The sequence below is a fragment of the Cedecea neteri NBRC 105707 = ATCC 33855 genome (assembly GCF_001571265.1).
Lineage (GTDB): Bacteria > Pseudomonadota > Gammaproteobacteria > Enterobacterales > Enterobacteriaceae > Cedecea > Cedecea neteri.
Window position 1 is genome coordinate 16344 of the sequence record NZ_BCTL01000009.1, and the last position, 25335, is coordinate 41678.

General features: G+C 53.1%; 22 protein-coding genes. 14 read left to right on the forward strand and 8 right to left on the reverse strand.

Annotated features, from left to right (window positions below):
• The first annotated feature begins 242 nt into the window (after nucleotides 1-242).
• The 3 genes from ogt (at nucleotide 243) to uspE (ending at nucleotide 2787) form a co-directional block, all read left to right on the forward strand.
• The gene (gene ogt, locus CNE01S_RS04775) at nucleotides 243-758 is read left to right on the forward strand and encodes a methylated-DNA--[protein]-cysteine S-methyltransferase (protein WP_061273914.1); all 516 of its coding nucleotides are present in this window, start codon (nucleotides 243-245) and stop codon (nucleotides 756-758) included.
• Between the two features lie 192 nt (nucleotides 759-950).
• Nucleotides 951-1703, forward strand: a complete 753-nt coding sequence (gene fnr / locus CNE01S_RS04780) for a fumarate/nitrate reduction transcriptional regulator Fnr (RefSeq protein ID WP_039292628.1) — start codon at nucleotides 951-953, stop codon at nucleotides 1701-1703.
• Nucleotides 1704-1836: 133 nt separating this feature from the next.
• Nucleotides 1837-2787 carry a universal stress protein UspE gene (gene uspE, locus CNE01S_RS04785; protein WP_061273916.1) on the forward strand — a complete coding sequence of 317 codons (951 nt, stop codon included), beginning with the start codon at nucleotides 1837-1839 and terminating at the stop codon, nucleotides 2785-2787.
• A 59-nt stretch (nucleotides 2788-2846) separates the two neighbouring features.
• On the opposite strand, the gene CNE01S_RS04790 is transcribed toward uspE, so the two are convergent.
• Entirely contained in the window at nucleotides 2847-3761 is a 915-nt protein-coding gene (locus CNE01S_RS04790; RefSeq protein WP_061273918.1) for a LysR family transcriptional regulator, read from the reverse strand.
• Nucleotides 3762-3986: 225 nt separating this feature from the next.
• Here CNE01S_RS04790 and CNE01S_RS04795 point away from each other — a divergent pair, with 225 nt between their 5' ends.
• Nucleotides 3987-4910, forward strand: coding sequence for a DMT family transporter (locus CNE01S_RS04795; RefSeq protein WP_061273920.1), 924 nt, complete (start codon nucleotides 3987-3989; stop codon nucleotides 4908-4910).
• A 3-nt stretch (nucleotides 4911-4913) separates the two neighbouring features.
• On the opposite strand, the gene pntB is transcribed toward CNE01S_RS04795, so the two are convergent.
• On the reverse strand, nucleotides 4914-6302 hold the full coding sequence (gene pntB, locus CNE01S_RS04800; protein ID WP_061273921.1) for a Re/Si-specific NAD(P)(+) transhydrogenase subunit beta: 1389 nt from the start codon (nucleotides 6300-6302) through the stop codon (nucleotides 4914-4916).
• A gap of 10 nt (nucleotides 6303-6312) precedes the next feature.
• The gene (pntA, locus tag CNE01S_RS04805; RefSeq protein ID WP_169799397.1) at nucleotides 6313-7842 is read right to left on the reverse strand and encodes a Re/Si-specific NAD(P)(+) transhydrogenase subunit alpha; all 1530 of its coding nucleotides are present in this window, start codon (nucleotides 7840-7842) and stop codon (nucleotides 6313-6315) included.
• 544 nt (nucleotides 7843-8386) lie between these two features.
• Between pntA and ydgH the strand changes: the two genes are divergently transcribed.
• From ydgH to rstA, 4 genes are all read left to right on the forward strand, one after another.
• Nucleotides 8387-9331, forward strand: a complete 945-nt coding sequence (gene ydgH, locus CNE01S_RS04810) for a DUF1471 family protein YdgH (protein ID WP_061273925.1) — start codon at nucleotides 8387-8389, stop codon at nucleotides 9329-9331.
• Between the two features lie 186 nt (nucleotides 9332-9517).
• Complete coding sequence (locus tag CNE01S_RS04815) at nucleotides 9518-10900, forward strand: amino acid permease (protein ID WP_061273927.1); 1383 nt, start codon at nucleotides 9518-9520, stop codon at nucleotides 10898-10900.
• A gap of 45 nt (nucleotides 10901-10945) precedes the next feature.
• The gene (gene folM / locus CNE01S_RS04820; protein WP_061273929.1) at nucleotides 10946-11656 is read left to right on the forward strand and encodes a dihydromonapterin reductase; all 711 of its coding nucleotides are present in this window, start codon (nucleotides 10946-10948) and stop codon (nucleotides 11654-11656) included.
• A gap of 77 nt (nucleotides 11657-11733) precedes the next feature.
• Nucleotides 11734-12462 carry a two-component system response regulator RstA gene (gene rstA / locus CNE01S_RS04825; RefSeq protein WP_061273931.1) on the forward strand — a complete coding sequence of 243 codons (729 nt, stop codon included), beginning with the start codon at nucleotides 11734-11736 and terminating at the stop codon, nucleotides 12460-12462.
• 58 nt (nucleotides 12463-12520) lie between these two features.
• On the opposite strand, the gene CNE01S_RS04830 is transcribed toward rstA, so the two are convergent.
• A complete protein-coding gene (locus CNE01S_RS04830) occupies nucleotides 12521-12868 on the reverse strand; it encodes a hypothetical protein (protein WP_061273933.1) in 348 nt (115 codons plus the stop codon).
• A gap of 274 nt (nucleotides 12869-13142) precedes the next feature.
• Here CNE01S_RS04830 and rstB point away from each other — a divergent pair, with 274 nt between their 5' ends.
• Nucleotides 13143-14438: a two-component system sensor histidine kinase RstB gene (gene rstB, locus CNE01S_RS04840; protein ID WP_061273937.1), complete on the forward strand. Its 1296-nt coding sequence runs from the start codon at nucleotides 13143-13145 to the stop codon at nucleotides 14436-14438.
• A gap of 120 nt (nucleotides 14439-14558) precedes the next feature.
• Entirely contained in the window at nucleotides 14559-15488 is a 930-nt protein-coding gene (gene tus / locus CNE01S_RS04845) for a DNA replication terminus site-binding protein (RefSeq protein WP_061273939.1), read from the forward strand.
• A gap of 3 nt (nucleotides 15489-15491) precedes the next feature.
• Here tus and fumC read toward each other — a convergent pair whose 3' ends face one another.
• Both fumC and fumA read right to left on the reverse strand, forming a co-directional pair.
• Nucleotides 15492-16889, reverse strand: coding sequence for a class II fumarate hydratase (gene fumC, locus CNE01S_RS04850; protein ID WP_061273941.1), 1398 nt, complete (start codon nucleotides 16887-16889; stop codon nucleotides 15492-15494).
• Between the two features lie 53 nt (nucleotides 16890-16942).
• Entirely contained in the window at nucleotides 16943-18589 is a 1647-nt protein-coding gene (gene fumA, locus CNE01S_RS04855) for a class I fumarate hydratase FumA (RefSeq protein ID WP_008456390.1), read from the reverse strand.
• 206 nt (nucleotides 18590-18795) lie between these two features.
• Between fumA and manA the strand changes: the two genes are divergently transcribed.
• From manA to CNE01S_RS04875, 4 genes are all read left to right on the forward strand, one after another.
• The gene (gene manA / locus CNE01S_RS04860; protein ID WP_061273943.1) at nucleotides 18796-19971 is read left to right on the forward strand and encodes a mannose-6-phosphate isomerase; all 1176 of its coding nucleotides are present in this window, start codon (nucleotides 18796-18798) and stop codon (nucleotides 19969-19971) included.
• Nucleotides 19972-20256: 285 nt separating this feature from the next.
• Nucleotides 20257-21840 carry a YdgA family protein gene (locus tag CNE01S_RS04865; protein WP_061273945.1) on the forward strand — a complete coding sequence of 528 codons (1584 nt, stop codon included), beginning with the start codon at nucleotides 20257-20259 and terminating at the stop codon, nucleotides 21838-21840.
• 537 nt (nucleotides 21841-22377) lie between these two features.
• Nucleotides 22378-22944, forward strand: coding sequence for a hypothetical protein (locus CNE01S_RS04870; RefSeq protein WP_138089273.1), 567 nt, complete (start codon nucleotides 22378-22380; stop codon nucleotides 22942-22944).
• Between the two features lie 42 nt (nucleotides 22945-22986).
• On the forward strand, nucleotides 22987-23526 hold the full coding sequence (locus CNE01S_RS04875) for a hypothetical protein (protein WP_061273949.1): 540 nt from the start codon (nucleotides 22987-22989) through the stop codon (nucleotides 23524-23526).
• A 78-nt stretch (nucleotides 23527-23604) separates the two neighbouring features.
• On the opposite strand, the gene CNE01S_RS04880 is transcribed toward CNE01S_RS04875, so the two are convergent.
• Nucleotides 23605-24192 carry a GNAT family N-acetyltransferase gene (locus tag CNE01S_RS04880; protein ID WP_061273951.1) on the reverse strand — a complete coding sequence of 196 codons (588 nt, stop codon included), beginning with the start codon at nucleotides 24190-24192 and terminating at the stop codon, nucleotides 23605-23607.
• Between the two features lie 16 nt (nucleotides 24193-24208).
• Nucleotides 24209-25243 carry a Mal regulon transcriptional regulator MalI gene (locus tag CNE01S_RS04885; protein WP_061273953.1) on the reverse strand — a complete coding sequence of 345 codons (1035 nt, stop codon included), beginning with the start codon at nucleotides 25241-25243 and terminating at the stop codon, nucleotides 24209-24211.
• Nucleotides 25244-25335: the final 92 nt, after the last annotated feature.

The following is a 25335-nucleotide window of genomic DNA, read 5'->3' on the forward strand; positions in this document are numbered from 1 at the left end:
ATAATCACCGCCGCAATCAGACGACCAGAGGCCAACTATTTCTGGCGATGCGTCAGGGAAATTATCAATCTTTTTTCTCCTCTTCCGGTTGTTATTTTCGCTTTCTTTAGTCTTCGGCCGTCTATTTACATCCGGTGATAATCCTTTTGAGGTCTGGCTGGTGCCGTTGGCGGCATGTTATCTTTTCAGCCTCAAAATGGGCCGCACATTCGCTCAGGCCCGACAAAAAACGGAGTAATACCGTGCTGACAATACTGGAAGATAAGATTGACACCCCGCTTGGGCCGCTGTGGATCCTGTGTGATGAACAGTTCCGGCTTCGGGCCGTGGAATGGGAGGAACACAGCACGCGCATGGAACAGCTGCTGAACATTCACTATGGGAAGCAAGGATTTCAACGCGTTAGCAGCCGTAACCCGGGTAACCTTAGCGACAAGCTGCGTGACTATTTTGCCGGAGATCTGGCAGTGATTGATACGCTGCCCACGGCGACCGCAGGCACGGATTTCCAGCGCCAGGTTTGGCAGTCCCTGCGTGATATTCCCTGCGGGCGGGTGATGCATTATGGCGAACTGGCGGAACAGCTAGGTCGTGCTGGGGCGGCACGCGCGGTCGGCGCTGCAAACGGCTCGAACCCGGTGAGTATTGTGGTGCCGTGCCATCGCGTCATTGGTCGAAACGGGACAATGACCGGCTACGCAGGCGGCGTGGCGAGAAAAGAGTGGCTGCTGCGCCATGAAGGTTATTTATTACTGTAATGGTGCCAAAAGTGCGGCTATTTATTCCAAAAAAGAGTAGCTGCATTTTAATGTTTTAGGGAATTCAACAAGATGAAGGCCCTTTTTTAACCTCCTACCTTTATTATTGTCCGAATAACGTTCTGCCAGACTTACCTGATCGCGAAAAAGATGTTAAAATTGACCAATATCAATTACGGTCCGAGCATATCTATGATCCCTGAAAAGCGTATTATTCGACGAATTCAGTCTGGCGGTTGTGCTATCCATTGCCAGGATTGCAGCATCAGTCAATTATGCATCCCCTTCACGCTTAATGAGCATGAACTCGATCAGCTTGATAATATCATCGAGCGTAAAAAGCCGATTCAAAAGGGACAAACCCTGTTTAAAGCAGGAGATGAACTGAAATCGCTGTACGCTATTCGCTCCGGCACCATCAAAAGCTACACCATTACCGAGCAGGGCGATGAGCAAATCACCGGGTTCCACCTCGCGGGTGACCTGGTCGGCTTTGACGCAATCGGCACCGGCCATCACCCGAGCTTCGCTCAGGCGCTCGAAACCTCGATGGTGTGTGAAATCCCGTTTGAAACGCTCGACGACCTGTCCGGTAAAATGCCAAGCCTGCGTCAGCAGATGATGCGCCTGATGAGCGGCGAAATTAAAGGCGACCAGGACATGATTTTGCTGTTATCGAAAAAGAATGCCGAAGAACGCCTGGCGGCCTTTATCTACAACCTTTCTCGCCGTTTTGCGCAGCGTGGCTTCTCACCGCGTGAGTTCCGCCTGACCATGACCCGCGGCGACATCGGTAACTATCTGGGTCTGACGGTAGAAACCATCAGCCGCCTGCTGGGACGTTTCCAGAAAAACGGTATGCTGGCGGTGAAAGGCAAGTACATCACCATCGAGAATATCGATCTGTTATCAGATCTCGCGGGCCAGTCACGGAACGTTGCCTGATAACCTTCTCCTTTGCCGGATCGCCTTTTATCCCTTTTATTGATCCGGCAAGGGCTCTCCACCTGTTTCATTCCTTCCTTATGGGTTAATCTTACTTCACAGACTGTGGTTAAGCAGTTGTAAGGAGACCTGTATGGCAAACTACCAAAACATGCTAGTCGCGATTGATCCTAACCAGGACGATCAACCTGCCCTGCGGCGTGCTGTTTATTTGCATCAACGGATTGGCGGCAGGATCAAAGCCTTCCTGCCTATCTATGATTTTTCCTACGAAATGACCACGCTTCTGTCACCCGATGAACGCACCGCCATGCGCAAAGGGGTTATCAGCCAGCGAACGGCCTGGATTAAACAACAGGCGCATTACTACATCGAAGCCGGGATCCCTATTGATATTAAGGTGGTGTGGCATAATCGCCCGTTCGAAGCCATCATCCAGGAAGTGATCGCCGGCGGGCACGATCTGCTGCTAAAAATGGCCCACCAGCATGACAAACTGGAAGCCGTGATCTTCACCCCAACCGACTGGCATTTGCTGCGTAAATGCCCCTGCCCGGTCTGGATGGTAAAAGATCAGCCGTGGCCTGAAGGCGGTAAAGCGCTGGTGGCGGTAAATCTTGCCAGCGAAGAGCTTTACCACAACGCGTTGAATGAAAAACTGGTGAAGGAAACGCTGAAGCTGGCGGATGATGTCAACCACACCGAAGTTCACCTGATCGGTGCCTATCCGGTCACGCCAATCAATATTGCTATCGAGCTGCCTGATTTCGACCCGAGCGTGTATAACGACGCGATTCGCGGCCAGCACCTTGTTGCCATGAAAGCGCTGCGCCAGAAATATTCCATTGATGAGAAGATGACCCACGTCGAGAAAGGGCTGCCTGAAGAAGTGATCCCAGACATGGCCGAGCATCTACAGGCCGGGATTGTGGTACTTGGCACAGTGGGTCGCACGGGCCTTTCTGCAGCTTTTCTGGGCAATACCGCCGAACAGGTGATCGACCATTTACGCTGTGATTTACTGGTTATAAAACCGGACGATTACCAGACGCCGGTTGAGATGGATGACCCGGAAGACGACTGATGTCGCCAGGATCTTAAACAGAAATCCCGCTGAATACCGGCGGGATTTTTATTTGTCGCTCAGGCGTTATCATCGAGGCGAATGATGATGCCCCGCAGATAATCGAGCACCATTCGCTCACTCTCCGCCAGCATTTTCCCCTTTACCGCCACGGCGCCGACATCCATATAGGTTGCGCTATCCTCTATCGTTTTTCTCATCACCCGCAGCCCCTCAAGCGACCAGGGACGATAAACCAGATCGGACAGAATGGTGACACCCCTTCCCTTGGCCACCAGGCTGCGCACGGTTTCAAAAGACGTGGTGGTAAAAGTAACGTTTGGCTGCCCGCCTTTCTCCTGCCAGTGCTGGCAAATCACGTCCGGGTATTTGTCTGTATCCAGCATGATAAACGGCACGCCTGCGATATCGGCCAGTTTTATCGTGGGCTGGTTCAAAAGCGGATGCCCCTGCGCAACCCACAGGCGGCGCTGCGAGCGAATAAATGTCTCAACGTTCAGCCCTGCGTCGTGGCTGATATTCGACGTAAGCACCAGGGCAAACGCCAACATTTGGTCCCGAAGCTGTTCGATAAGCTCAGCGGGATCGTCTTCAACAAAGTGGATGGTCATCAGCGGGAAGTGCTGTTCGACCTCGCTGATAATTGCCGGCAGCAGATAGGCGGAAAGCGTCTTCGCAATGCCGATGGTTAGCTCTCCGCTGGCCAGCTCAGGCTGGTACTGCAGATCTTCTATGGCATGCTGGCTGTCGCTGATGATTTTGCGGGCATGAAGTAAAAAGCGCTCGCCGGACGGCGTGAGCTGCACGCCCTTAGGCTGACGCAGAAAAAGCTGGCTGTTAAGCGCCTCTTCCAGATTGCGCATGGCCACCGTCATTGATGACTGCGAAATATGGCAGCGGGTGGCCGCCTTAGAGATCTGTTTCGTCTGTGCTAAAGCGATGAAAAACTCAAGTTGCCGCAAAGTAAACTTCATAGATAAAAACGATACCTTGAAATGAAAAAGATGAATTCGCTTTGCACGACGCTGGTGTTTATCCTTTTCCTGTCGACTTAAAAAGCGTTACATGCCTTTAAACTCAAGCCATCAGGCGCCTGAGCCCACGTTAATTTACCGCGCTGGCCGCATGCCTCATCGTAATTATAGATAAAAGCGATACCTATACGGATCCTGCCAGCATCATACGATGGAAATCAATCTATGCCGTATTTATTACTCAGCCTCGCCGCCCTGTTCTGGGGTGGTAACTATGTTGTCGGACATTTGCTGGTGGCCCAGGCCGATCCGATTGTTCTCTCTGAAGCCCGCTGGTTACTGACCGCGCTGCTGTTAATGGCGCTTTACGGCGCGCAGGTTAAAAAGCAGTGGCCAGAGATGATGCAGGCCAGAGGCACGGTTTTTTTTCTGGCGCTGTGTGGCCAGGTGCTGTTTCCGGTGACGTTGTATGTGGGACTGCAGTACACCTCCTCGCTCAACGCCGCCATTTATCTGTCGACCACGCCAGCGCTGGTGCTGCTTATCAATAAGCTGGTATTCAAAGAGATCATCTCGCGCCGCAACATTGCGGGGGTTTTACTGAGCTCCGCAGGCGTGCTTTATCTGGTGATGCAGGGCGATTTACTGCATCTCGACACACTGAAAAACCTGAACCGGGGCGATGCATGGACAATGGGGTCGGCGGCAAGCTGGGCGCTCTATTGTTCATTTTTACGGCTTAAGCCCAAAACCATCGGCGGCAATGCCTTTGTCGCCGTCAGCGCGGTGATTGGCGCGCTGGTGCTCATTCCGCTGCTTGTTTTTACGCTTATGCATCAGCCGCAGCCGCCTGGTAGCCATTACCTGAACACCGGTTTTTTAGCTGGACTGGCCTGGCTGGTTATTTTTCCTTCGTGGCTGGCTTACCTGCTCTGGAACAAAGGGATTTTGGCGATTGGCGCGACACGCGGAGAGATTTATTCGCATCTGATCCCGCTCAGCGGCGGCGCGTTCAGCATTCTGTTTTTGAATGTCCCGCTGCACGCTTTTCATTTGATAAGCGCACTGTTGATTGCGGCCGGGATAGCCCTTTGCTCGACGCAGGCAAAAAAAAGCCGCCCTTTCGGACGGCTTTCACCAGATAGCTGACGCTTACAGCGCTTTCAGAATTGCTTCGACGCTGGCTTTGGCATCGCCAAACAGCATCTGGGTGTTCTCTTTGAAGAACAGCGGGTTCTGCACGCCCGCGTAGCCGGTGTTCATCGAACGTTTAAACACAATGACGTTCTGCGCTTTCCACACTTCCAGCACCGGCATACCGGCGATTGGGCTGCGCGGATCGTCCTGGGCGGCAGGGTTAACGGTGTCGTTCGCGCCGATAACCAGCACGGTGTCGGTATCGGCAAAGTCGTCGTTGATTTCGTCCATTTCCAGCACGACATCGTACGGCACACGGGCTTCAGCCAGCAGCACGTTCATATGTCCTGGCAAACGCCCCGCGACGGGGTGGATCCCAAAACGAACTTTAATCCCACGCGCACGCAGCTTCTCGGTAATTTCCGCCACCGGATACTGTGCCTGAGCCACCGCCATGCCGTAGCCTGGGGTGATGATCACCGACGTGGAATTCTTCAGCATTTCAGCCGTTTCTTCCGCGCTGATTTCACGGTGTTCACCCGCTTCTTCCGTTTCACCGGTAGAGGAACCGTCGGTACCAAAACCACCGGCAATGACGCTGATAAAAGAACGGTTCATCGCCTTACACATGATGTAGGACAGGATGGCACCGGAAGAACCTACCAGCGCGCCAGTGACGATCAGCAGATCGTTACTGAGCATGAAGCCCGCAGCCGCTGCGGCCCAGCCGGAATACGAGTTAAGCATCGACACCACAACCGGCATGTCTGCCCCACCAATGGAAGCGACCAGGTGCCAGCCAAAGGCCAGCGCAATGATCGTCATCACCAGCACGGCAAGAACCTGCATGCCAACGCTTTCGGTACGTACAAACACCAGCAGCAGCGCAAACGAAACCACCAGCGCAGCCAGGTTCAGTTTGTGGCGATTTGGCAGCATCAGCGGTTTAGACGAAATTTTGCCGCGCAGCTTGCCGAAGGCGACAATGGACCCGGTGAAGGTGACCGCCCCGATGAAGATCCCGATGAAAACTTCCGTTAGGTGAATATTCTCCATGATCGGCTCAAGGCCCGGGCCGTGATCCAGGTAGCTGTTAAAGCCCACCAGCACCGCCGCAAGGCCAACAAAGCTGTGCAGCACGGCAACCAGCTCAGGCATTTCGGTCATTTCGACCTTTTTCGCCAGGTGAATACCAATCGCCCCGCCGATAACCATGGCGATGATAATCCACACCACGTTGCCGGTCTCCGGGCCAAAAATGGTCGCCACCAGCGCAATCGCCATCCCCGCGATACCGAACAGGTTGCCCTGCTTTGAGGTTTCGTGTTTGGACAGGCCAGCCAGGCTAAAAATAAACAGGATCGCGGCAACAATGTATGCAGCTGTAACTAATCCTCCAGACATTTGTTACCCCTTAGTTCTTCCGGAACATTTTCAGCATGCGCTGAGTGACGGTGAAACCACCAAAAATATTGATACTGGCGATCAGTACCGCAATAAAGCTCAGGAAGCTGACCCAGCCGCCGTGACCAATCTGCAGCAGCGCACCCACCACGATTATCCCCGAAATAGCGTTAGTCACCGACATCAGCGGCGTGTGCAACGCATGGGAAACGTTCCACACCACGTAGTAGCCCACCACGCAGGCCAGCGCAAAGACGGTAAAGTGACCAAGGAACTCTTTTGGCGCCACGCTTGCGAACCAGCCAAAGAGGATAATGGCCAGCGCCATCAGGCCGAATTTAAACCACGGCGAGGTTGGTTTTTTCTCTGGCACCGGTTCTGCAGCAGGTTTTGCCTTCGCCTGAGGCTGGGCGGAAACCTGAATCGGCGGTGCAGGCCAGGTGACTTCACCTTCGCGAATAACCGTCACACCGCGCACCACCACGTCATCAAAATCGACGGTAATGTTGCCGTCTTTTTCTTTGCACAGCAGTTTGAGCAGGTTAACGAGGTTAGTGCCGTAAAGTTGGGAGGACTGGGTCGGCAAACGGCCCGGCAGATCGGTATAACCAATGATCTTCACGCCGTTAGGCGTCACGGTAACCTGGTTCGCCACCGTGTATTCACAGTTGCCGCCGTTTTGTGCCGCAAGATCGACAATCACGCTGCCCGGCTGCATGGAATCCACCATTTCACGGGTGATCAGCTTTGGTGCTGGTTTGCCCGGGATCAGCGCCGTAGTGACGATGATATCCACCTCTTTCGCCTGAGCGGCAAACAGCGCCATCTCGGCTTTAATAAAGGCTTCGGACATCACCTTCGCGTAGCCATCCCCGCTGCCGGCTTCTTCTTTGAAGTCCAGCTCCAGGAATTCGGCGCCCATACTTTGCACCTGCTCTTTCACTTCCGGGCGGGTATCAAATGCGCGAACAATTGCCCCGAGGCTATTGGCCGCGCCAATGGCTGCCAGCCCCGCAACACCTGCACCGATAACCATCACTTTGGCCGGAGGAACTTTACCTGCAGCGGTGATTTGGCCGGTGAAAAAGCGGCCAAACTCATGCGCGGCTTCTACGATGGCACGATAGCCGGCGATGTTAGCCATGGAGCTAAGCGCATCCAGCGACTGTGCGCGTGATATACGCGGCACGGAATCCATCGCCATGACGGTGATGTTACGCGCCGCCAGCTTTTCAAGCAGCTCAGGGTTCTGTGCCGGCCAGATAAAGCTGACAAGCGTCGAACCTGCACGAGCCAGCTCAATTTCGTTATCCAGCGGCGCATTCACTTTAAGAATAATGTCCGACTGCCAGACATCAGCGCTGCTGGCAACAATCGCCCCCGCGCGCTCAAATGCCTCGTCGTCAAAACTTGCCAGCTTTCCCGCATCGCTTTCAACGGCGACACTGAACCCCAGTTTAATCAGCTGCTCTACCGTTTTCGGCGTGGCTGCTACACGGGTTTCATTGGCCAACCGCTCTCTTGGTACACCAATACGCATAGTATTCCCTTCCATCTGTTTTTGATGATGGTTTGCCAGACCTTGCCATGGCCAGACGCAAGCATCCGCCAGCATATGCAGGCAGATATCTGTTCCATTACCACTTCAACAAAAAATACATCTGTAACAAACTTTTTATAACCTACTGAAAATAACGACTGTGATCTACATCCGCATCCGGGTATTTGTATTTTTATCGCAAAAATTCAGCCATCACAGGCCCAGGCAGTCATTTTAAACTCTATTTACACTCAGAGGCCTGATAATACGCTTAAGCGAGACGGTATGACATGATTCTGCGCCACCATAAAACTCATTTTTAACAACATATTAACTAAATAAGTCATAAGCTTTATCAGTTTTACCGGTGAACGTCTCTTTTTTTAACTTAATAACGTTTGCCACTCTTATTCCGCACCGCGAAGGCACAAGGCGTGAAAAATGGCGCAGACAAGGACGTTATTTCCAGCCATAATCGGCGACTAATCGGTCTTTATCAGAGAAGTACCTGTATTCATTTTGCGCAAGGCGAAGGATTATTTTTATGAATCTCAAGAACACCCTTCTGGCGTCAGCTCTTATTTCTGTCACCTCACTGTCCGCTCAGGCGGCTACCGAATTGACGCCAGAGCAAGCTGCTGCTTTCAAGCCGTACGAGCGTATTACCGTCACGGGACGCTTCAACGCCATCGGTGATGCCGTGGCTGCCGTTTCTCGCCGTGCAGATGACATGGGAGCAGCATCATTCTATGTTCTGGACACAAACTTCATCGGCGAAAGTGGCAATGCCCGTGTGGTTGCAGATGTCTACAAAGCCGATGCACCAAAAGCCGATGCGGTAAAAAATCGCGTCATTAATGGTGTTGTTGAATTGCCAAAAGATCAGGCGTTCAAACTCGAACCTTTTGATACCGTCACCGTCCAGGGCTTCTATCGCAGCCAGCCGGAAGTAAATGACGCCATCACCAAAGCCGCGCGTGACAAAGGGGCAGCTTCGTTCTTTATCGTTCGCCAGGTCGACGCGAACCAGGGCGGCAACCAGCGCGTAACGGCATTCATTTATAAAGCGGATGCCAAACAGCGCGTGGTGCAGAGCCCGGATTTACTGCCGGCTAACTCTGAAGCAGGTAAAGCGGCGCTGGCCGCCGGTGGTGCTACCGCTAAGCAGGTAGAAATTCCGGGTGTTGCCTCTTCTGAAGCGCCGTCCAGTGATGTTGGCCGCTTCTTTGAAACCCAATCGTCTAAAGGTGGCCGTTACACCGTTACGCTGCCGGACGGCACCAAAATTGAAGAAGTGAATAAAATCACTGCCGCGCAGATGGTACCGTTCGACAACGTTCAGTTCACCGGTAACTACGGCAACATGACTGAGATCTCTTATCAGGTTGCGAAACGCGCCGCTAAGAAAGGGGCTAAGTTCTACCACATTACGCGCCAGTGGCAGGAACGTGGTGGCAACATCACCATTAGCGCAGACCTGTTTAAATAAGATACACCACATCGAGAAAGGCGGCGAAAGCTGCCTTTTTTTATGCACAAATCATTTTATCGCACCACACTCATTGCAAGCAGTGTACACACTCCGTAAAATCCCGCGCCTTAGCGTGATCCTCCATTTATATGCGTAAAAGCAAAATAATTATGCTGGTTCACTTCAAACCTCAACAGGATACCTATGGAAAAGAAACTTGGCCTCGCAGCGCTAACCGCGCTGGTATTAAGCTCCATGCTCGGCGCGGGTGTGTTTAGCCTGCCGCAGAATATGGCGAGCGTTGCGAGTCCGGCTGCGTTGCTGATCGGTTGGACGATCACTGGCGTAGGTATTCTCCTGCTGGCTTTGGCTATGCTGGTACTCACCCGGCTACGTCCCGATTTAGACGGCGGAATATTCACTTACGCGCGCGAAGGTTTCGGTGAGCTTATCGGCTTTTTCTCGGCCTGGGGTTACTGGCTGTGCGCGGTGATCGCCAACGTTTCTTACCTTGTCATTGTTTTCTCTGCACTTAGCTTCTTTACTGACACCCCTGAGTTACGCCTGTTCGGTGACGGCAATACCTGGCAATCCATCGTCGGTGCTTCCGTATTGTTATGGATGGTGCATTGGCTGGTGCTGCGAGGCGTACAAACTGCGGCCAGCATTAACCTGGTTGCAACGCTTGCAAAGCTACTGCCTTTAGGGATGTTTGTGGTACTGGCAATAATTGCCTTTAAGCTATCCACTTTCTCTCTCGATTTTACCGGGCTTGAGCTCGGCGTTCCCGTCTGGGAACAGGTGAAAAACACCATGCTGATTACCCTTTGGGTATTTATCGGCGTGGAAGGTGCCGTGGTGGTGTCTGCGCGAGCAAGAAATAAAAGGGACGTCGGGAGAGCAACACTGCTAGCCGTTATTGCCGCACTCAGCGTCTATTTGCTGGTCACCTTACTTTCTCTCGGCGTCGTAGCACGCCCTGAACTTGCCGCAATGCGCAATCCGTCTATGGCGGGTCTGATGGTCGAAATGATGGGCCCCTGGGGGGAAGTGATTATTGCGGCCGGATTGATTGTTTCCGTGTGCGGCGCATATCTGAGCTGGACGATTATGGCTGCAGAGGTGCCGTTGCTGGCAGCGACCCATAAAGCTTTCCCAAAAATGTTTGCCCGGCAAAATAAAAACAACGCACCGTCGGCTTCGCTTTGGCTGACGAACATCAGCGTACAGGTGTGCCTCGTGCTGATCTGGCTGACCGGGTCAGACTACAACACGCTGCTGACCATTGCCTCAGAAATGATTCTGGTGCCTTATTTCCTGGTCGGCGCCTACCTGCTGAAAATCGCTACTCGTCCTCTGCACAGGGCGATTGGTTTTGGCGCCTGTCTTTATGGCCTGTGGCTGCTTTACGCGTCAGGCCCGATGCATCTGCTGCTTTCGGTCGTATTGTATGCGCCTGGATTACTGGTCTTTATTTACGCGCGCCGTACCCATACGCACGAAAAGTCGCTAAATTTAAAGGAACGAACGATGATTTGCCTGATGCTGCTGGCAGCATTTCCGGCAACGTGGATGCTGGTGGGGTAAGCCTTCCTTTCCCCGGCAGCTATTCTGGATTAGGGGAGCCAAGCTATTAACCGACCCATTCTTATCACCGGTGCAGGCCAGCGAATCGGCCTGGCACTGGCTCAGCATTTTCTGGCTAAATCTCAGCCGTTAATTGTCAGTTACCGCAAGCGCCACCCTGCTGTCGATAAACTCGAACAGGCGGGCGCCACTTGCCTGTATGCCGACTTTTCAACGAACGAAGGCATCCTTGAATTCGCTCAACGGGTGAAGTCGCACACGCCTGGCCTGCGCGCTATCATCCATAATGCCAGTGAATGGAAGCCGGAAACCCGCGATACTGCGCTCGGCGACACACTGCAGGCAATGATGCAGATTCATGTTGCTGCGCCCTACTTACTTAATCATGAACTGGAAAACTTACTTCGCGGGCACGGACAGGCCGGCAGCGACATTATCCATCTGACAGACTACGTCGCAGAACGCGGCAGCGATAAACACATCGCCTACGCCGCCAGTAAAGCGGCGCTAGAAAATATGACGCTCTCGTTTGCGCTAAAACTGGCGCCGGAAGTTAAAGTCAACGCCATCGCGCCTGCGCTAATTATGTTTAACGACGAGGATGATGCCGACTATCGCCAACGCTCGCTGAACAAATCACTGATGAAAATCGCCCCCGGCGAACAGGAAATTGTGAGTCTGGTTGAGTATCTGTTGACCAGTCGCTATGTCACCGGCAGAAGCCACGCTGTAGACGGCGGGCGACACCTACGCTAACGCTGTTTACCAACCATTAATGGTGTAATCTATTGCATCATTGTATGTTCAAATTTTAAAAGCCGACGCGGCGGATTATGAGCAAAATAGTTTACGTGGAAGACGATCCTGAAGTCGGTGGCCTGATAGCCGCCTATCTTGGGAAACATGACATTGACGTTATTGTCGAAACCCGCGGCGATTGCGCCGAAGCCGTTATCCAGCAACAGCAGCCGGACCTGGTGCTACTGGATATCATGCTCCCTGGAAAAGATGGGATGACGCTATGTCGCGATCTTCGCCCGCAGTGGGATGGCCCGATTGTGCTGCTGACGTCATTAGACAGTGATATGAACCACATCCTCTCACTTGAGATGGGTGCTAATGACTATATTTTGAAAACGACGCCGCCTGCTGTGCTCCTGGCACGACTTCGTCTGCATCTGCGCCAGCGCGTTTCAGCGCAACAAACCGTTGAGACAACCGCCAGTAATCTCAAGCCGCATAAAGCTATCCGATTTGGCACGCTGTGCATTGACCCGCTTAACCGCCAGGTGACGCTGGGGGATGACAATGTCGTGCTGTCTACCGCGGATTTCGATCTGCTGTGGGAGCTGGCGACGCATGCTGGCCAGATAATGGATCGCGATGCGTTGTTAAAAAACCTGCGCGGCGTAACCTACGATGGAATGGATCGCAGCGTTGATGTGGCCATTTCTCGCCTGCGTAAAAAGTTGCTTGATAATGCGACTGAGCCTTTCCGTATAAAAACCGTTCGCAACAAAGGCTATTTATTTGCCCCCCATGCCTGGGAAAGCGAAGCTTAATAATCGCGTTAGAGATAAAAAAACCCGCTTTCGCGGTTTTTTTAGATAACTATTTGGTTTAGCTGGATTTTATTTCCAGGTAAGTCAGCAGATCGACGTTCTGTGTTTCCCTGGCTCTGTCATTCAGCGCGGTGAGCGTGAAGCCATAGGCTTTATCACTCGCATCATTGACGCTGTAAACAAACTGACTCGAACCATCCTGGGCGGCACAGCTAATATTCCACACCCCACTCTGCTGTTTGTTACTTGTGCAATGCTGTGGCCCGAAACTGTAGGAAAGATAGGATTCGACCCGGTCTTGTGCAGCAGAAACATAAGAAGGAACGGAAGCAGTAAACCCAGAAAGCATAACCACGCCGGCAGCAGCCAGAACCGCTACAACAGCGAAACCCCATTTTTTTGTCATTTTCATGATCCTGGTGATCCAACACTCAAAATAAATTTATAAGAAATAACTTATGGTAAACCGCATTGATTTTAGATAAGGATGAATTTATTTCAATAAAGTGCTTAAAAACTAGCATTAAATGTATTTGTGCCTTATCCACCTCGCTGGCAAAGCGCTTGAACATAAAATCACGTTGAATAATGCAATCAGCGGCGAGGGAGATATAATGCCCCATAGCGCCTGCAAGGATGAAGGCGACACAATCAACCAATTGATTTTATGGTAAAACTTAATGAAAAAGCTGTTTGTACAGTTTTATCTTCTGCTGTTTGTCTGCTTCCTGGTGATGACCATGCTGGTCGGGCTGGTGTATAAATTCACCGCCGAGCGTGCAGGCCGCCAGTCGCTGGATGATTTAATGAAAAGTTCTCTGTACCTGATGCGCAGTGAACTCCGCGAAATCCCGCCCCGGGACTGGAATAAAACCATCAACGATCTCGACCTGAACCTCTCTTTCAAGCTCAATATTGAGCCGATGAGCAAGTTCAAACTCGATGACGTTGCCGCTCGCCATCTGCGTGAAGGCGAGATTGTGGCGCTGGACGAAGAATATACGTTTATACAGCGCATTCCGCGCAGCCACTACGTGTTGGCCGTCGGCCCGATTCCGTATCTGTTTTATCTGCACCAGATGCGTCTGCTGGATATTGGTCTGATAGCATTTATTGCCATCTCGCTCGCTTTCCCGGTTTTTATCTGGATGCGGCCGCACTGGCAGGACATGCTCAAACTTGAAAGTGCCGCCCAGCGGTTTGGTAAAGGGCATCTTGATGAGCACATTCATTTTGATAACGCCTCAAGCTTTGAACGACTTGGCATTGCTTTTAACCAAATGGCCGATAACATCAACGCCCTGATTGCCAGTAAGAAACAGCTGATTGACGGGATTGCGCACGAGCTTCGCACCCCGCTCGTTCGTCTGCGTTATCGCCTTGAAATGAGCGACAATCTTAGCGAAGAGGAGTCTCTGGCGCTCAATCGGGATATTGGCCAGTTAGAAGCGCTGATTGACGAGCTGCTGACCTACGCCCGCCTCGACCGGCCGCAGACTGAGCTTCATCTGGCGCACGTCAAATTTGCCAGCTGGATGGAAACGCATATTGCCGACGTTCAGCTTATTCACCGCCAGCGCAGGATTACGCTGGAGACGGACACCATCACCGCCATTGACTATGGCGCGCTGGATCTACGTCTCATGGAACGCGTCACGGATAACCTGATCAATAACGCCCTGCGCTACAGCCAGCAGCAGTTGCGCATCAGCCTGTGGCGAGAAGACGATATTGCCCATCTACAGGTTGAAGATGACGGCCCCGGCATTCCCGAGGAAGAGCGAGCCCGAGTATTCGAACCCTTCGTTCGCCTTGATCCCAGTCGCGATCGAGCAACCGGTGGCTGCGGTCTTGGCCTGGCGATAGTTCACTCGATTGCCGTAGCGATGGGTGGACACGTTACCATTGAAAGCAGCCCGCTGGGCGGCGCCAGCTTCCGTTTTTCGTGGCCGGTAAACACCACGTACCTCTCCTGAACAGCAGGCCCGAACGTTCTGTCGGGCCTTTTTCCCCCTATTGAACACAAACAACGCTATTGCTGATGTGATCTCCTGTTGCTAAAGTTAATTAGTATGTTGTAACTAAAGTGAGATGCTATGCCGCGCTACGATCTTATTGAACGCTTAACGTCCACCTGCCGGGAACTGGAACAGCAGCTGGCGGTGCTCAGGGCACAGCTCGGCCAGCTCCGGCTGCTCAGCGGGCGCGTCTTTACGCTGCCGGAGATAGAAAAAAATAAAGAGCACGATCCGCTCTCTGCTATCGAAGTCACCCAGCGCGTCGGGCAGGAAGCGCATCTGGCTGCGGTCGCCCACTTTACCCGGCTGTTTATTCAGCAACAGTCGGAAAAAACCAGCACCAAGGCCGCCGTGCGTTTGCCGGGCGTGCTCTGTTATTCGGTTAACGAAGAGCAACACCAACAAATTTTCGAGCTCCTGGCACGCATCAACCGGCTGAAGCACTCGCTGGAGCATATCATCAGCGTTGAGTCAGAACTCCCCTCCGCCCAGCGTTTTGAATGGGTTCACCACCATATCCCCGGCCTGCTCACCCTGAATGCCTACCGCGCCATCACCCTGCTTGAAACGCCGGACACGGTACGTTTTGGCTGGGCTAATAAACAGATTGTTAAAAATCTTAGCCGCCAGCAAGTGCTCGAGATGTTAGAAAAAAGTCTGAAGGCCGGGCGGGCCGTGCCGCCGTGGACCAAAGAACAGTGGGCTGAACGCGTCGCGCAGGAAATCGATGATGTTCAACGGCTGCCTGAAAGCATACGGCTGAAGATCAAGCGGCCGGTCAAGGTCCAGCCCGTAGCGCGGGTGTGGTATCAGGCACAGCAGAAACAAGTGCAATATGCCTGCCCTTCTCCGCTGATAGTTTTGTGTAAGCAGGAAAGCGGCGAAACGCCACCCGACACGGGAGAACTGCTGAACTACGATGCCGAAAACATCCAGCACCGCCATAAGCCTAAAGCGCAGCCGCTGAGACTGGTCATCCCGCGGCTGCACCTTTACTGCGAAGCGTAAAAATTACGACTTCATGCTGCCGACCATATCCTCAGGACGAACCCAGGCGTCGAACTCTTCTTCGGTCAGGTAACCGAGCTTGAGCGCCGATGCCTTGAGGGTCAGTCCCTCTTTGTGGGCTTTTTTGGCAATCTCTGCCGCTTTGTCATAGCCGATATGGGTGTTGAGCGCGGTCACCAGCATCAGAGACTCGTTCAGCAGCTGGCTGATGCGGTCGCGATTAGGCTCGATGCCCACCGCGCAATGCTCGTTGAAACTTTCCATGCCGTCAGCAAGCAGGCGAACGGACTGCAGGAAGTTATGGATAACCATCGGGCGATAAACGTTCAGCTCGAAGTTACCGGACGCGCCGCCGATGTTCACCGCCACGTCGTTCCCCAGCACCTGGCAGCACAGCATGGTGACGGCTTCGCACTGGGTCGGGTTCACTTTGCCCGGCATGATGGAGCTGCCCGGCTCGTTCTCGGGAATGGACAGCTCGCCAATGCCGCAGCGCGGGCCGGAAGCCAGCCAGCGAACGTCATTGGCAATTTTCATCATCGACGAAGCCAGGCCCTTCAGCGCGCCATGCGCGTGGACCAGGGCATCGCACGTAGCCAGTGCCTCAAATTTGTTTGGCGCCGTGACGAACGGCTGCTTCGTGAAGTCAGCCAGCTCTTTTGCCACCCGAACGGCATACTCAGGATGGGTGTTCAGCCCGGTCCCCACCGCCGTACCGCCCAGCGCCAATTCCGCCAGGTGCGGCAGGCTATGGTCGATATGCTTCAGGTTATGCTCAAGCATCGCCACCCAGCCGGAGATCTCCTGGCCAAGCGTCAGCGGGGTGGCATCCTGCAGGTGAGTACGGCCGATTTTGACGATATCTTTAAAGGCATCCGCCTTTTGTGCCAGCGTTTGCTTAAGCACATTTAGCTGCGGCAGCAGATGCTCACGTACCGCGATAATGGCCGCCACGTGCATGGCGGTCGGGAAAACGTCGTTCGAACTCTGACTTTTGTTAACATCGTCGTTCGGGTGTACCAGTCGCTCCATCCCACGCACGCCACCCAGAATTTCACTGGCACGGTTCGCCAGCACTTCATTCATGTTCATGTTGCTTTGGGTGCCTGAGCCGGTCTGCCAGATAGCCAGCGGGAACTCACCGGGATGCTTCCCGGCCAGCACTTCATCTGCGGCGGCGATAATGGCCGTGCCGCGCTCTGCGGGCAACAGGCCAAGATCAACGTTGACTTTCGCCGCCGCGCGCTTGGTGAGCGCCAGCGCCCGAATCAGCTCGGTCGGCATTTTCTCGGTAGAGATGCGGAAGTGCTCAAGTGAACGCTGGGTCTGCGCGCCCCACAGTTTATCTGCAGGTACGTCGATCGGGCCCATTGAGTCTTTTTCACTGCGACTGGATGTCATGCCTTTCTCCTTTGCGATAAAAAAAGCCGCCACTATGGGCGGCGGCTTGAGTATTACTTAACGCATCGAGAGCACTGTGAGGCCTGAATTTTCTGGAAGAAGTCGTTGCCTTTGTCATCCACCAGGATGAACGCCGGGAAATCTTCCACTTCAATTTTCCAGATGGCTTCCATACCCAGTTCAGGGTACTCCACACACTCCAGGCTCTTGATGCTGTTTTGCGCCAGCACGGCAGCCGGGCCGCCGATGCTGCCGAGGTAGAACCCACCGTGTTTGTGGCAGGCGTCCGTCACCTGCTGGCTGCGGTTACCTTTTGCCAACATGATCATGCTGCCGCCGTTGGCCTGCAGCTGATCCACGTAGGAATCCATACGGCCCGCAGTCGTCGGCCCTAAGGAGCCGGAAGCGTAACCGTCCGGCGTTTTGGCCGGGCCTGCGTAATAAATCGGGTGGTCTTTCACGTACTGCGGCAGATCTTCGCCGTTATCGAGACGTTCTTTGAGTTTAGCGTGAGCGATATCACGCGCCACAATAATGGTGCCGGTTAACGACAGACGGGTGGACACAGGGAAGTCAGACAGCTGGGCGAGGATCTCTTTCATCGGGCGGTTCAGGTTCACCTTCACGGCTTCCCCCTCACCCGCCTGACGCAGTTCTTCCGGGATGTACTTGCCCGGGTTGTGCTCCAGCTTCTCAAGCCAGATGCCGTCTTTGTTGATTTTTGCCTTGATGTTGCGGTCCGCAGAGCAGGACACGCCCATCCCGACCGGGCAGGATGCACCGTGGCGCGGCAGACGAACGACGCGGATGTCATGGGCGAAGTATTTGCCGCCGAACTGCGCGCCCAGGCCAAGATTCTGCGCTTCTTTGAGCAGTTCTTCTTCCAGCTGCACGTCGCGGAACGCCTGGCCGTATTCGTTACCTTCGGTCGGCAGGCCGTCGTAGTACTTGGTTGACGCCAGCTTCACGGTTTTCAGCGTGGCCTCGGCAGACGTCCCGCCAATAACAAACGCCACGTGATACGGCGGGCAGGCCGCAGTGCCGAGCGTGCGCATTTTTTCAACCAGGTAATCTTTCAGCTTCGCCGGGGTGATCAGCGCTTTGGTTTCCTGGTAGAGATAAGTTTTGTTGGCAGAGCCGCCGCCTTTGGCGATGCACAGGAACTTATATTCGTCGCCGTCCACGCTGTAGAGATCAATTTGCGCTGGCAGGTTGGTGCCGGTGTTCACCTCTTTGTACATATCCAGCGCGGCGTTCTGGGAGTAGCGCAGGTTATCTTCAATAAAGGTGTTGTAGACGCCGCGAGACAGCGCTTCTTCGTCGCCGCCACCGGTCCAGACGCGCTGGCCTTTTTTACCCATGATGATGGCTGTGCCGGTGTCCTGGCAGGTCGGCAGAATGCCCTTGGCGGCAATGTCTGAGTTACGCAGGAACTGCAGCGCAACGTATTTATCGTTCTCGCTGGCTTCCGGGTCGCTCAGAATGTCCGCCACCTGCTGTTGATGCGCCGGGCGCAGCATAAACGAAGCGTCGTGGAAGGCATGCTGGGCCAGCAGCGTCAGGGCCTGAGGGTCAACCTTGAGGATTTGCTGGCCGTCAAACTCGGCGACGGAAACATAGTCGGAGCTCAGGAGGTAATATTCGGTCGGGTCTTTCTGGAGCGGGAAAGGCTCCTGGTAATGGAAGGGTTTATTCGACATATTTCTCTCACTTGCGACAACAGTAACGTTAATTTTTTTATTTCAGCGCAGGATCTTACGCTGCGTTCCAAAAACAAGTCATAACATGCTACACAATTTTTTAACAGAAACTGAGACTAATACGACTTTTTGTTGCCCTGGTTACTTCACGGCGGATAATTGGTTTAATAACTGAAACTTCGACTCAATGATGACAGGGACCTGAGATGCAAAAATTGATCAATGCGGTACAAAATTATGCCTGGGGAAGTGAAACGGCGTTAACAGAACTGTACGGCATCGCCAACCCGCAGCATAAGCCCATGGCCGAACTGTGGATGGGCGCTCACCCAAAGAGTAGCTCAAAAGTGCTCGATGCTAACGGGCAACAGCACACATTGCGTGATGTGATTGACGCAGACCAGCCTGCGCTGCTGGGGAAAGCGGTTGCCGAGCGTTTTGGCGAGCTGCCTTTCCTGTTCAAAGTGCTTTGCGCCGCCCAGCCGCTCTCGATTCAGGTTCACCCTAATAAAAAAGCCTCTGAAATCGGCTTTGCTAAAGAAAACGCCGCTGGTATTCCGTTAGATGCCGCAGAACGTAACTACAAAGATCCTAACCACAAACCTGAACTGGTCTTTGCCCTAACGCCGTTCCTCGCAATGAATGCCTTCCGCGAGTTCTCTGACATTGTGTCGTTGCTGCAGCCGGTTTCCGGCGCGCACCCGCTGATTGCTCATTTCCTGCAGAAACCTGGGGCAGAAAGCCTGGCGCAGCTGTTTGCCGGTCTGCTTAACATGCAGGGCGAGGAAAAATCCCTGGCGCTTGGCGTACTGAAAGCGGCCCTGAATAACCAGCAGGGCGAGCCGTGGGAAACCATTCGCGTGATTTCCGAGTTCTACCCGGACGACAGCGGCCTCTTCTCCCCGCTGCTGCTGAACGTGGTTAAGCTTGAGCCCGGTGAAGCGATGTTCCTGTTCGCCGAAACACCACATGCCTATCTGAACGGCGTAGCGCTGGAAGTCATGGCCAACTCTGACAACGTCCTGCGCGCCGGATTAACGCCGAAATACATTGATATTCCGGAACTGGTCGCCAACGTTAAATTTGAGCCAAAACCCGCTAACCAGCTGCTGACGCAGCCGCAGAAAAACGGCAGCGAACTGGACTTCCCGATTCCTGTCGATGACTTTGCCTTTTCCCTGCACGACCTGAGCACGCAAGAAGCCACGCTGGCGCAGCAAAGCGCGGCCATTGTGTTCTGCGTTGAAGGTGAAGCCGTGCTAACCAAAGACGCCCAGCGTCTGGTGTTGAAGCCGGGTGAGTCTGCGTTTATTAGCGCCGCCGAGTCGCCGATTGCCGTCAGCGGCGTTGGCCGGGTAGCACGAGTGTTTAATAAACTTTAACTTACTGATCTTTTTAGCGCGTATTGCTAAGCTAGTAAGCATGTTGACGAAAACGCCTGTTATCAGGCGTTTCAAACGACTAACAAACCTCTGGCGAGAGAAGAGAGACCAGACGGTTCGTTAAAAAACTGGAAAATCAATTCATTGATTTTCGGCTGATAACCACAAAGAGGGAAAAACCACGCTTTTTCCCTCTTTGTCAGCAATCTAAGACGCCTGTTATCAGGCGTTTTTCTTTCGCCCGGTGGGGGACGGCTGCCGGCTTCTATACATGGAAATGACACGATGAAAAAATCTCTGGTTGCGGTTGGGGTAATTGTTGCGCTGGGCGTGGTATGGACCGGCGGAGCCTGGTTTACAGGTAAACAGCTCGAAGGCCGTATGGCCGAAATGATTGATAACGCCAATGCTGAAATCAAAAGCTCAGCGCCGGAATCAGGCCTGGTCCTCAGCTATCAGGACTACAAACGTGGGCTTTTCCACAGTACGGTACAGCTGGTTATTAAGCAGGTAGCCGGAACGAAAAATGCCCTGCTCACACCGGAACAAAGCGTGTTGTTCAACGAAACCATCGATCATGGTCCTTTCCCGTTCGCCCAGTTGAAGAAATTCAACCTGATCCCGAGCATGGCGTCGATCCACACCGAACTGGTGAATAACGATGTGACCAAACATCTTTTCACGCTGACCAAAGATAAGCCCCTCATCGGCGTCGAAACCCGCGTCGGCTACAGTGGCGCAACCTCTTCCGACATTGCGCTGGCGGCCATTGACGCCACCGAGGGTGAAGACAAGTTCAGCTTCAGCGGCGGCAAGTTTACCGCCGATGTTGACGGCGCGGGCAATGAAATCGCCCTTTCCGGCTCGGCCGACAGCGGCCTTGTGAACACCGTGAACGAATACGGCCAGCGCGTACAGCTCTCTTTCAACGGGATCAAAACCGACGGCGACAGCAAACGCAGCCTGTTTGACCAGCGCGTAGGCTCGCAGAAGGCGACCATCGATAAGCTGTCCATGGTCGTGGACGGCAAAGAAATTGCCGTTGTGGAAGGCTTTAACCTGAACGCAAAATCTGACGTACAGGACGATAAAAAGCACTTTACCGGCCAGTTCGACTACAGCCTGGACGCGCTGAAAGTACAGAACCAGAATATGGGCAGCGGCAAGCTGACGCTTAAGCTTGGCAATATTGATGCCGCCGCGCTGCGCGAGTTTACTCAGAAATACAACGCTGGCGTACAGCAGCTGATGGCCGACCCGGCGCTGCAGCAAAACCCTGAACTCTACCAGCAAAAATCCGTGGAGTTGATTAGCGCTAACCTGCCGCTGCTGCTGAAGGGTAATCCAACCATTACCGTCGCGCCGCTAAGCTGGAAGAACGCGAAAGGTGAATCAACCTTTAACCTGTCGCTGTTCATGAAAGATCCGCAGGGCGCCACCGGCCCGGCCAACACGCCGGAAGAACAGCTGGATCGCTATGTGAAATCTCTCGACGCGAAGCTGGTTATCCCGATGCCGATGGCCACAGGGCTGATGTCCCAGGTGGCGCAGCTGGAAGGCTACAGCCCGGAAGAGTCAGACAAACTCGCCAGCCAGCAGATCAAAGGCCTGGCCGCGATGGGCCAGATGTTCCGCGTCACCAAGGTCGACGGCGATAACATCACCACCAGCCTGCAGTACGGCAGCGGGAAAGCCTCTCTGAACGGCGAGCAGATGTCGCTGGGTGAGCTGTTCAGCATGTTCGCCCTGCCGGCAGGCATGGGCGGCCCGGCGCTGCAGGATAACGACAGCGATGCCGTACCGCAGCCACAGGACGAAGCGCCGGGAGATGATGTTTCTCCGGACGCCGACCCGGCACCTCAGCAGTAAGCCAAATAGCCACTTAATACCCTTCAGTTAAAGGGTCGGCGTAAAACATTAGCCTCATCAATACGCAGATGAGGCTTTTTTATGCCTTTATTTCTTCCCCGGTTAAATCGACACATTATTTCCCGGCAGCCTATCAATGATGATTTATTTTCAATACAACGGTGAATGACTGATGCAGCGACCAGTAAAATAGGCTGAGTAAAAACGCATTTATTCATAACCCCGCCGTGAAAAATACAGCAACCATTAAAATAACGATTTATAAGCCAAGAAAAACCACCCTCTTATAAAATATAAATACCCCACCCAGAAGCACTGCATTGACAGCGATCAACACATCTGCAAATAAACACTTCTTTAACAATGCAATTAATCTTAATTCCTTTTTCAAAATTTTAATTAAACATATTTTAATCAGTTTTTGCTGAGGATTCGCGAATAATGTGCCAGCGAAATCAAGCTTTCATGTTTGACGCTTGCACTCAAAATCTACCGCGCACCATTACGCTATACATAACGAACCATAGGGGTTTTACGATGAATAAAAAAATTGCCACATTTTGCCTGCTTGCCGCAGGGGCAGCATTTACGTCAGGAGTTTTTGCCGAACCAAAATTTATTGACGAGGATGTTTTTTCAATTGATGTTACACCTACGGTAATCAAAACCAGCACGCTGGCGATGAACGTCACTAATGAATTTACCTCAGACGGGGATATCGGGCCTAATCAACGCTTATTTACGCTCAACGTTAGCACAACCCCGGAAACCAGCGTTGTTGTAGCAGCTGAGAATCCCACCAATGACTATAGGGGAACCCAATTGAGACCTGACGGATGGGTAGCTAGTAAGAATTTGAATGGAGGTGGCTCGGGTATTTCTGGCTATATTTCTGACGAATATAAAGGCAAACTGACTACCTCACCGGAATATTTCCCGGAAAATGCATTAAATGTCCCCGGAAATTCAGCAGCGATACTCTTAAAGGGAACGGAGTCCTACACTATTGATGTGACGACTGACTCAACATATGGAACGGATGGTAAACACAACCCCCCAGGAGAGTACATTTTTAATTTTATTGCACAAGCATATACAGAATAACCTCCTCCGACATTCGTCAGAATTTAAATTTTAGGTGATATTATGTTGAATAAATCTCTCATCGCATTAGGTACTTTAGGGCTCGTCTTCGCCGGTAATGCTTCGGCCGTCACATTTATTGATAATCTCCGGGCAGAGGCGCAGGCGAAGGTGACGGTGAAACAGGACAGTCAAGTCATGATTCGAGCCTCGAATATTAGTAGAAAACTTCCGGAAAATGGGGGTGAGCTAAAGGGCAAGAAGTTCTTTCGGCTTGAGATTAGCTCCCTGGATTCTAACGTCAAAGTATCCCTCGCTGGCGGCGGTGAAACCCTAATTCAGGGGGACGGAACCGTATACAGTGCTCCCCGTCAGGAGGACGGGACGAAGCTTATTGGAGTGGTGGAAGATAAATATCTGGGAAATATCGAAACTGACCCGCTTTACTTACCCGCTACGGCAAATAAGACTACCGGAGCCAGCGCGGTGCTAATCCCTGGAGGTACAGTGTATCTTCTGGATATTAATGGTGCTGACGTCTCACAAAACGTAATGCCCGGTCAGTATACGTTTAATTTTGTCGCCCAGGCCTATACCGAGTAACCAGGCAATAATCACAGAAGGCTGCACCTCAATCAGATGCAGCCTTCTGTGGGTAACACCCCGAGCGCACCCGTGATTTTATCTTCTGCCTGCCAGTAGCGCCGCAAGCGTTGCCCGAATCTCCGGCCACTCATCGTCAATAATGCTAAATCTCACCGAGTCACGCTTGCGGCCATCCAGCATAATTCGTTCGTGCCTGACTATCCCTTCCTGCTTCGCGCCTAATCTTAGAATGGCGCGGCGAGACTTTTCGTTAATCACATCCGTGGTGAATTGTACCCGAACGCAATCCAGCGTCTCGAAAGCGTATTGCAGCATCAGAAATTTGGCTTCGGTATTGGCCCAGGTTCTCTGCCAGCGGGCGGCAAGCCAGGTGCTGCCGATTTCAAGCTTGCGGTTTTTCATATCTATTTTCCAAAACCGCGTGCAGCCAATGACCTCTCCAGACTCAATATCCACCGTCACGAACGGCAGAATCGTGCCCGCCTGTCGCCCGTTCAATGCATGCTGAATATAGTCGTTGACCGTCTGCGCCGACGGGACAACGGTGAACGGCAAATTCCACAGTTCACCGTCTGCGGCAGCCTCCACCAGCAGCGACGCATCGCTCAGTTCTAGCGGCCTCAGTTTGATACGCTGGCCGATAAGCGTAGGGAATTCGCTCATGTTGTTCCTGAAAAAGTTAGTTTTTAATGGTTATCAGGCGCGCGGGCATAATCTGGTTGCTGAAAACGATGTCACTTTCCTGGACACGCTGCAGAATACGCTGCGCCGCGCTGCGGCCAATTTCTCTCGCAGGCGTTGTCACCCAGGTCATCGGCACATCGTCTAACTCTTCTTCAGTGACTTCAGCAAAGGCCGCCAGCGCGATGTGCCGATCGTAGTAGCTATCTACGCTGCCTCCGCCCATCTGCCAGCCCGCCCTGGTCAGACCGAACCACGCCCCCATCGCCACGGTGCTGTTATGGCAAACTACCGCGCTGATGGTCGGGAAGTTGTGCAGCAGTTCCGTGATGGCATCCGCCGCCTGCTTCTGGCTGGGCTCGCATTCGAGGATCCAGTCGCTGTGAAAAGGCAGCCCATGCTGCATTAGGGTGGCGCAAAAGCCGCCCAGCCGTTCAGCACGAGTAAGAGAGGAGCTTCTTCCGCCCAGCCACGCAATCCGCTGGTGCCCGCGCTTAATCAGATGTTCGGTCACCATTTGCGCCGCCTGCATATTATCCGGCCGGATAATATCAACCTCGTCGAGATAGCTTGCTCGCGAGGCAAAAACCAGCGGTACTTTATTCTGCATCGCCATATCCCGCAGGTCGGCACCCTGGCCTGCCGCGCCGGCGATAATAATGCCGTCTACGCCCTGCGCCACCAGCGTGTCAAAACAGCGCTGCATATGCTGACCGTTGCTTCCGCTTTGGGTCAGAAATAAAAGCTGCCCCTGCTGCTCCAGGGCTTCCGTCAGCCCGGCGGTCAACTCCGCATAAAAAGGATTACAGAGGTCGCGGACAATCAGGCCAATCACCCCACTCTGCCCGCCACGAAGCGACACGGCCTGGCGATTACGCACGAAGCCCAACTTTTCGATAGCCTCATTCACCCGCTGACCGGTGGCGGTGGAGATCCTGCCCTTACCGCTAAGCACCAGCGATACCGTGGTCACCGAGACACCTGCGGCCTCGGCAACCTCGTTGATAGTGATTCTTTTGGTCAGCGTCGACATCGTTAAGTCAGATCCTCCGTGAATCGATAAATATAAAGATAAAACGTTTTACTTATGCTGGCATATTCAACTTCATTATGCGCGGTAATTCT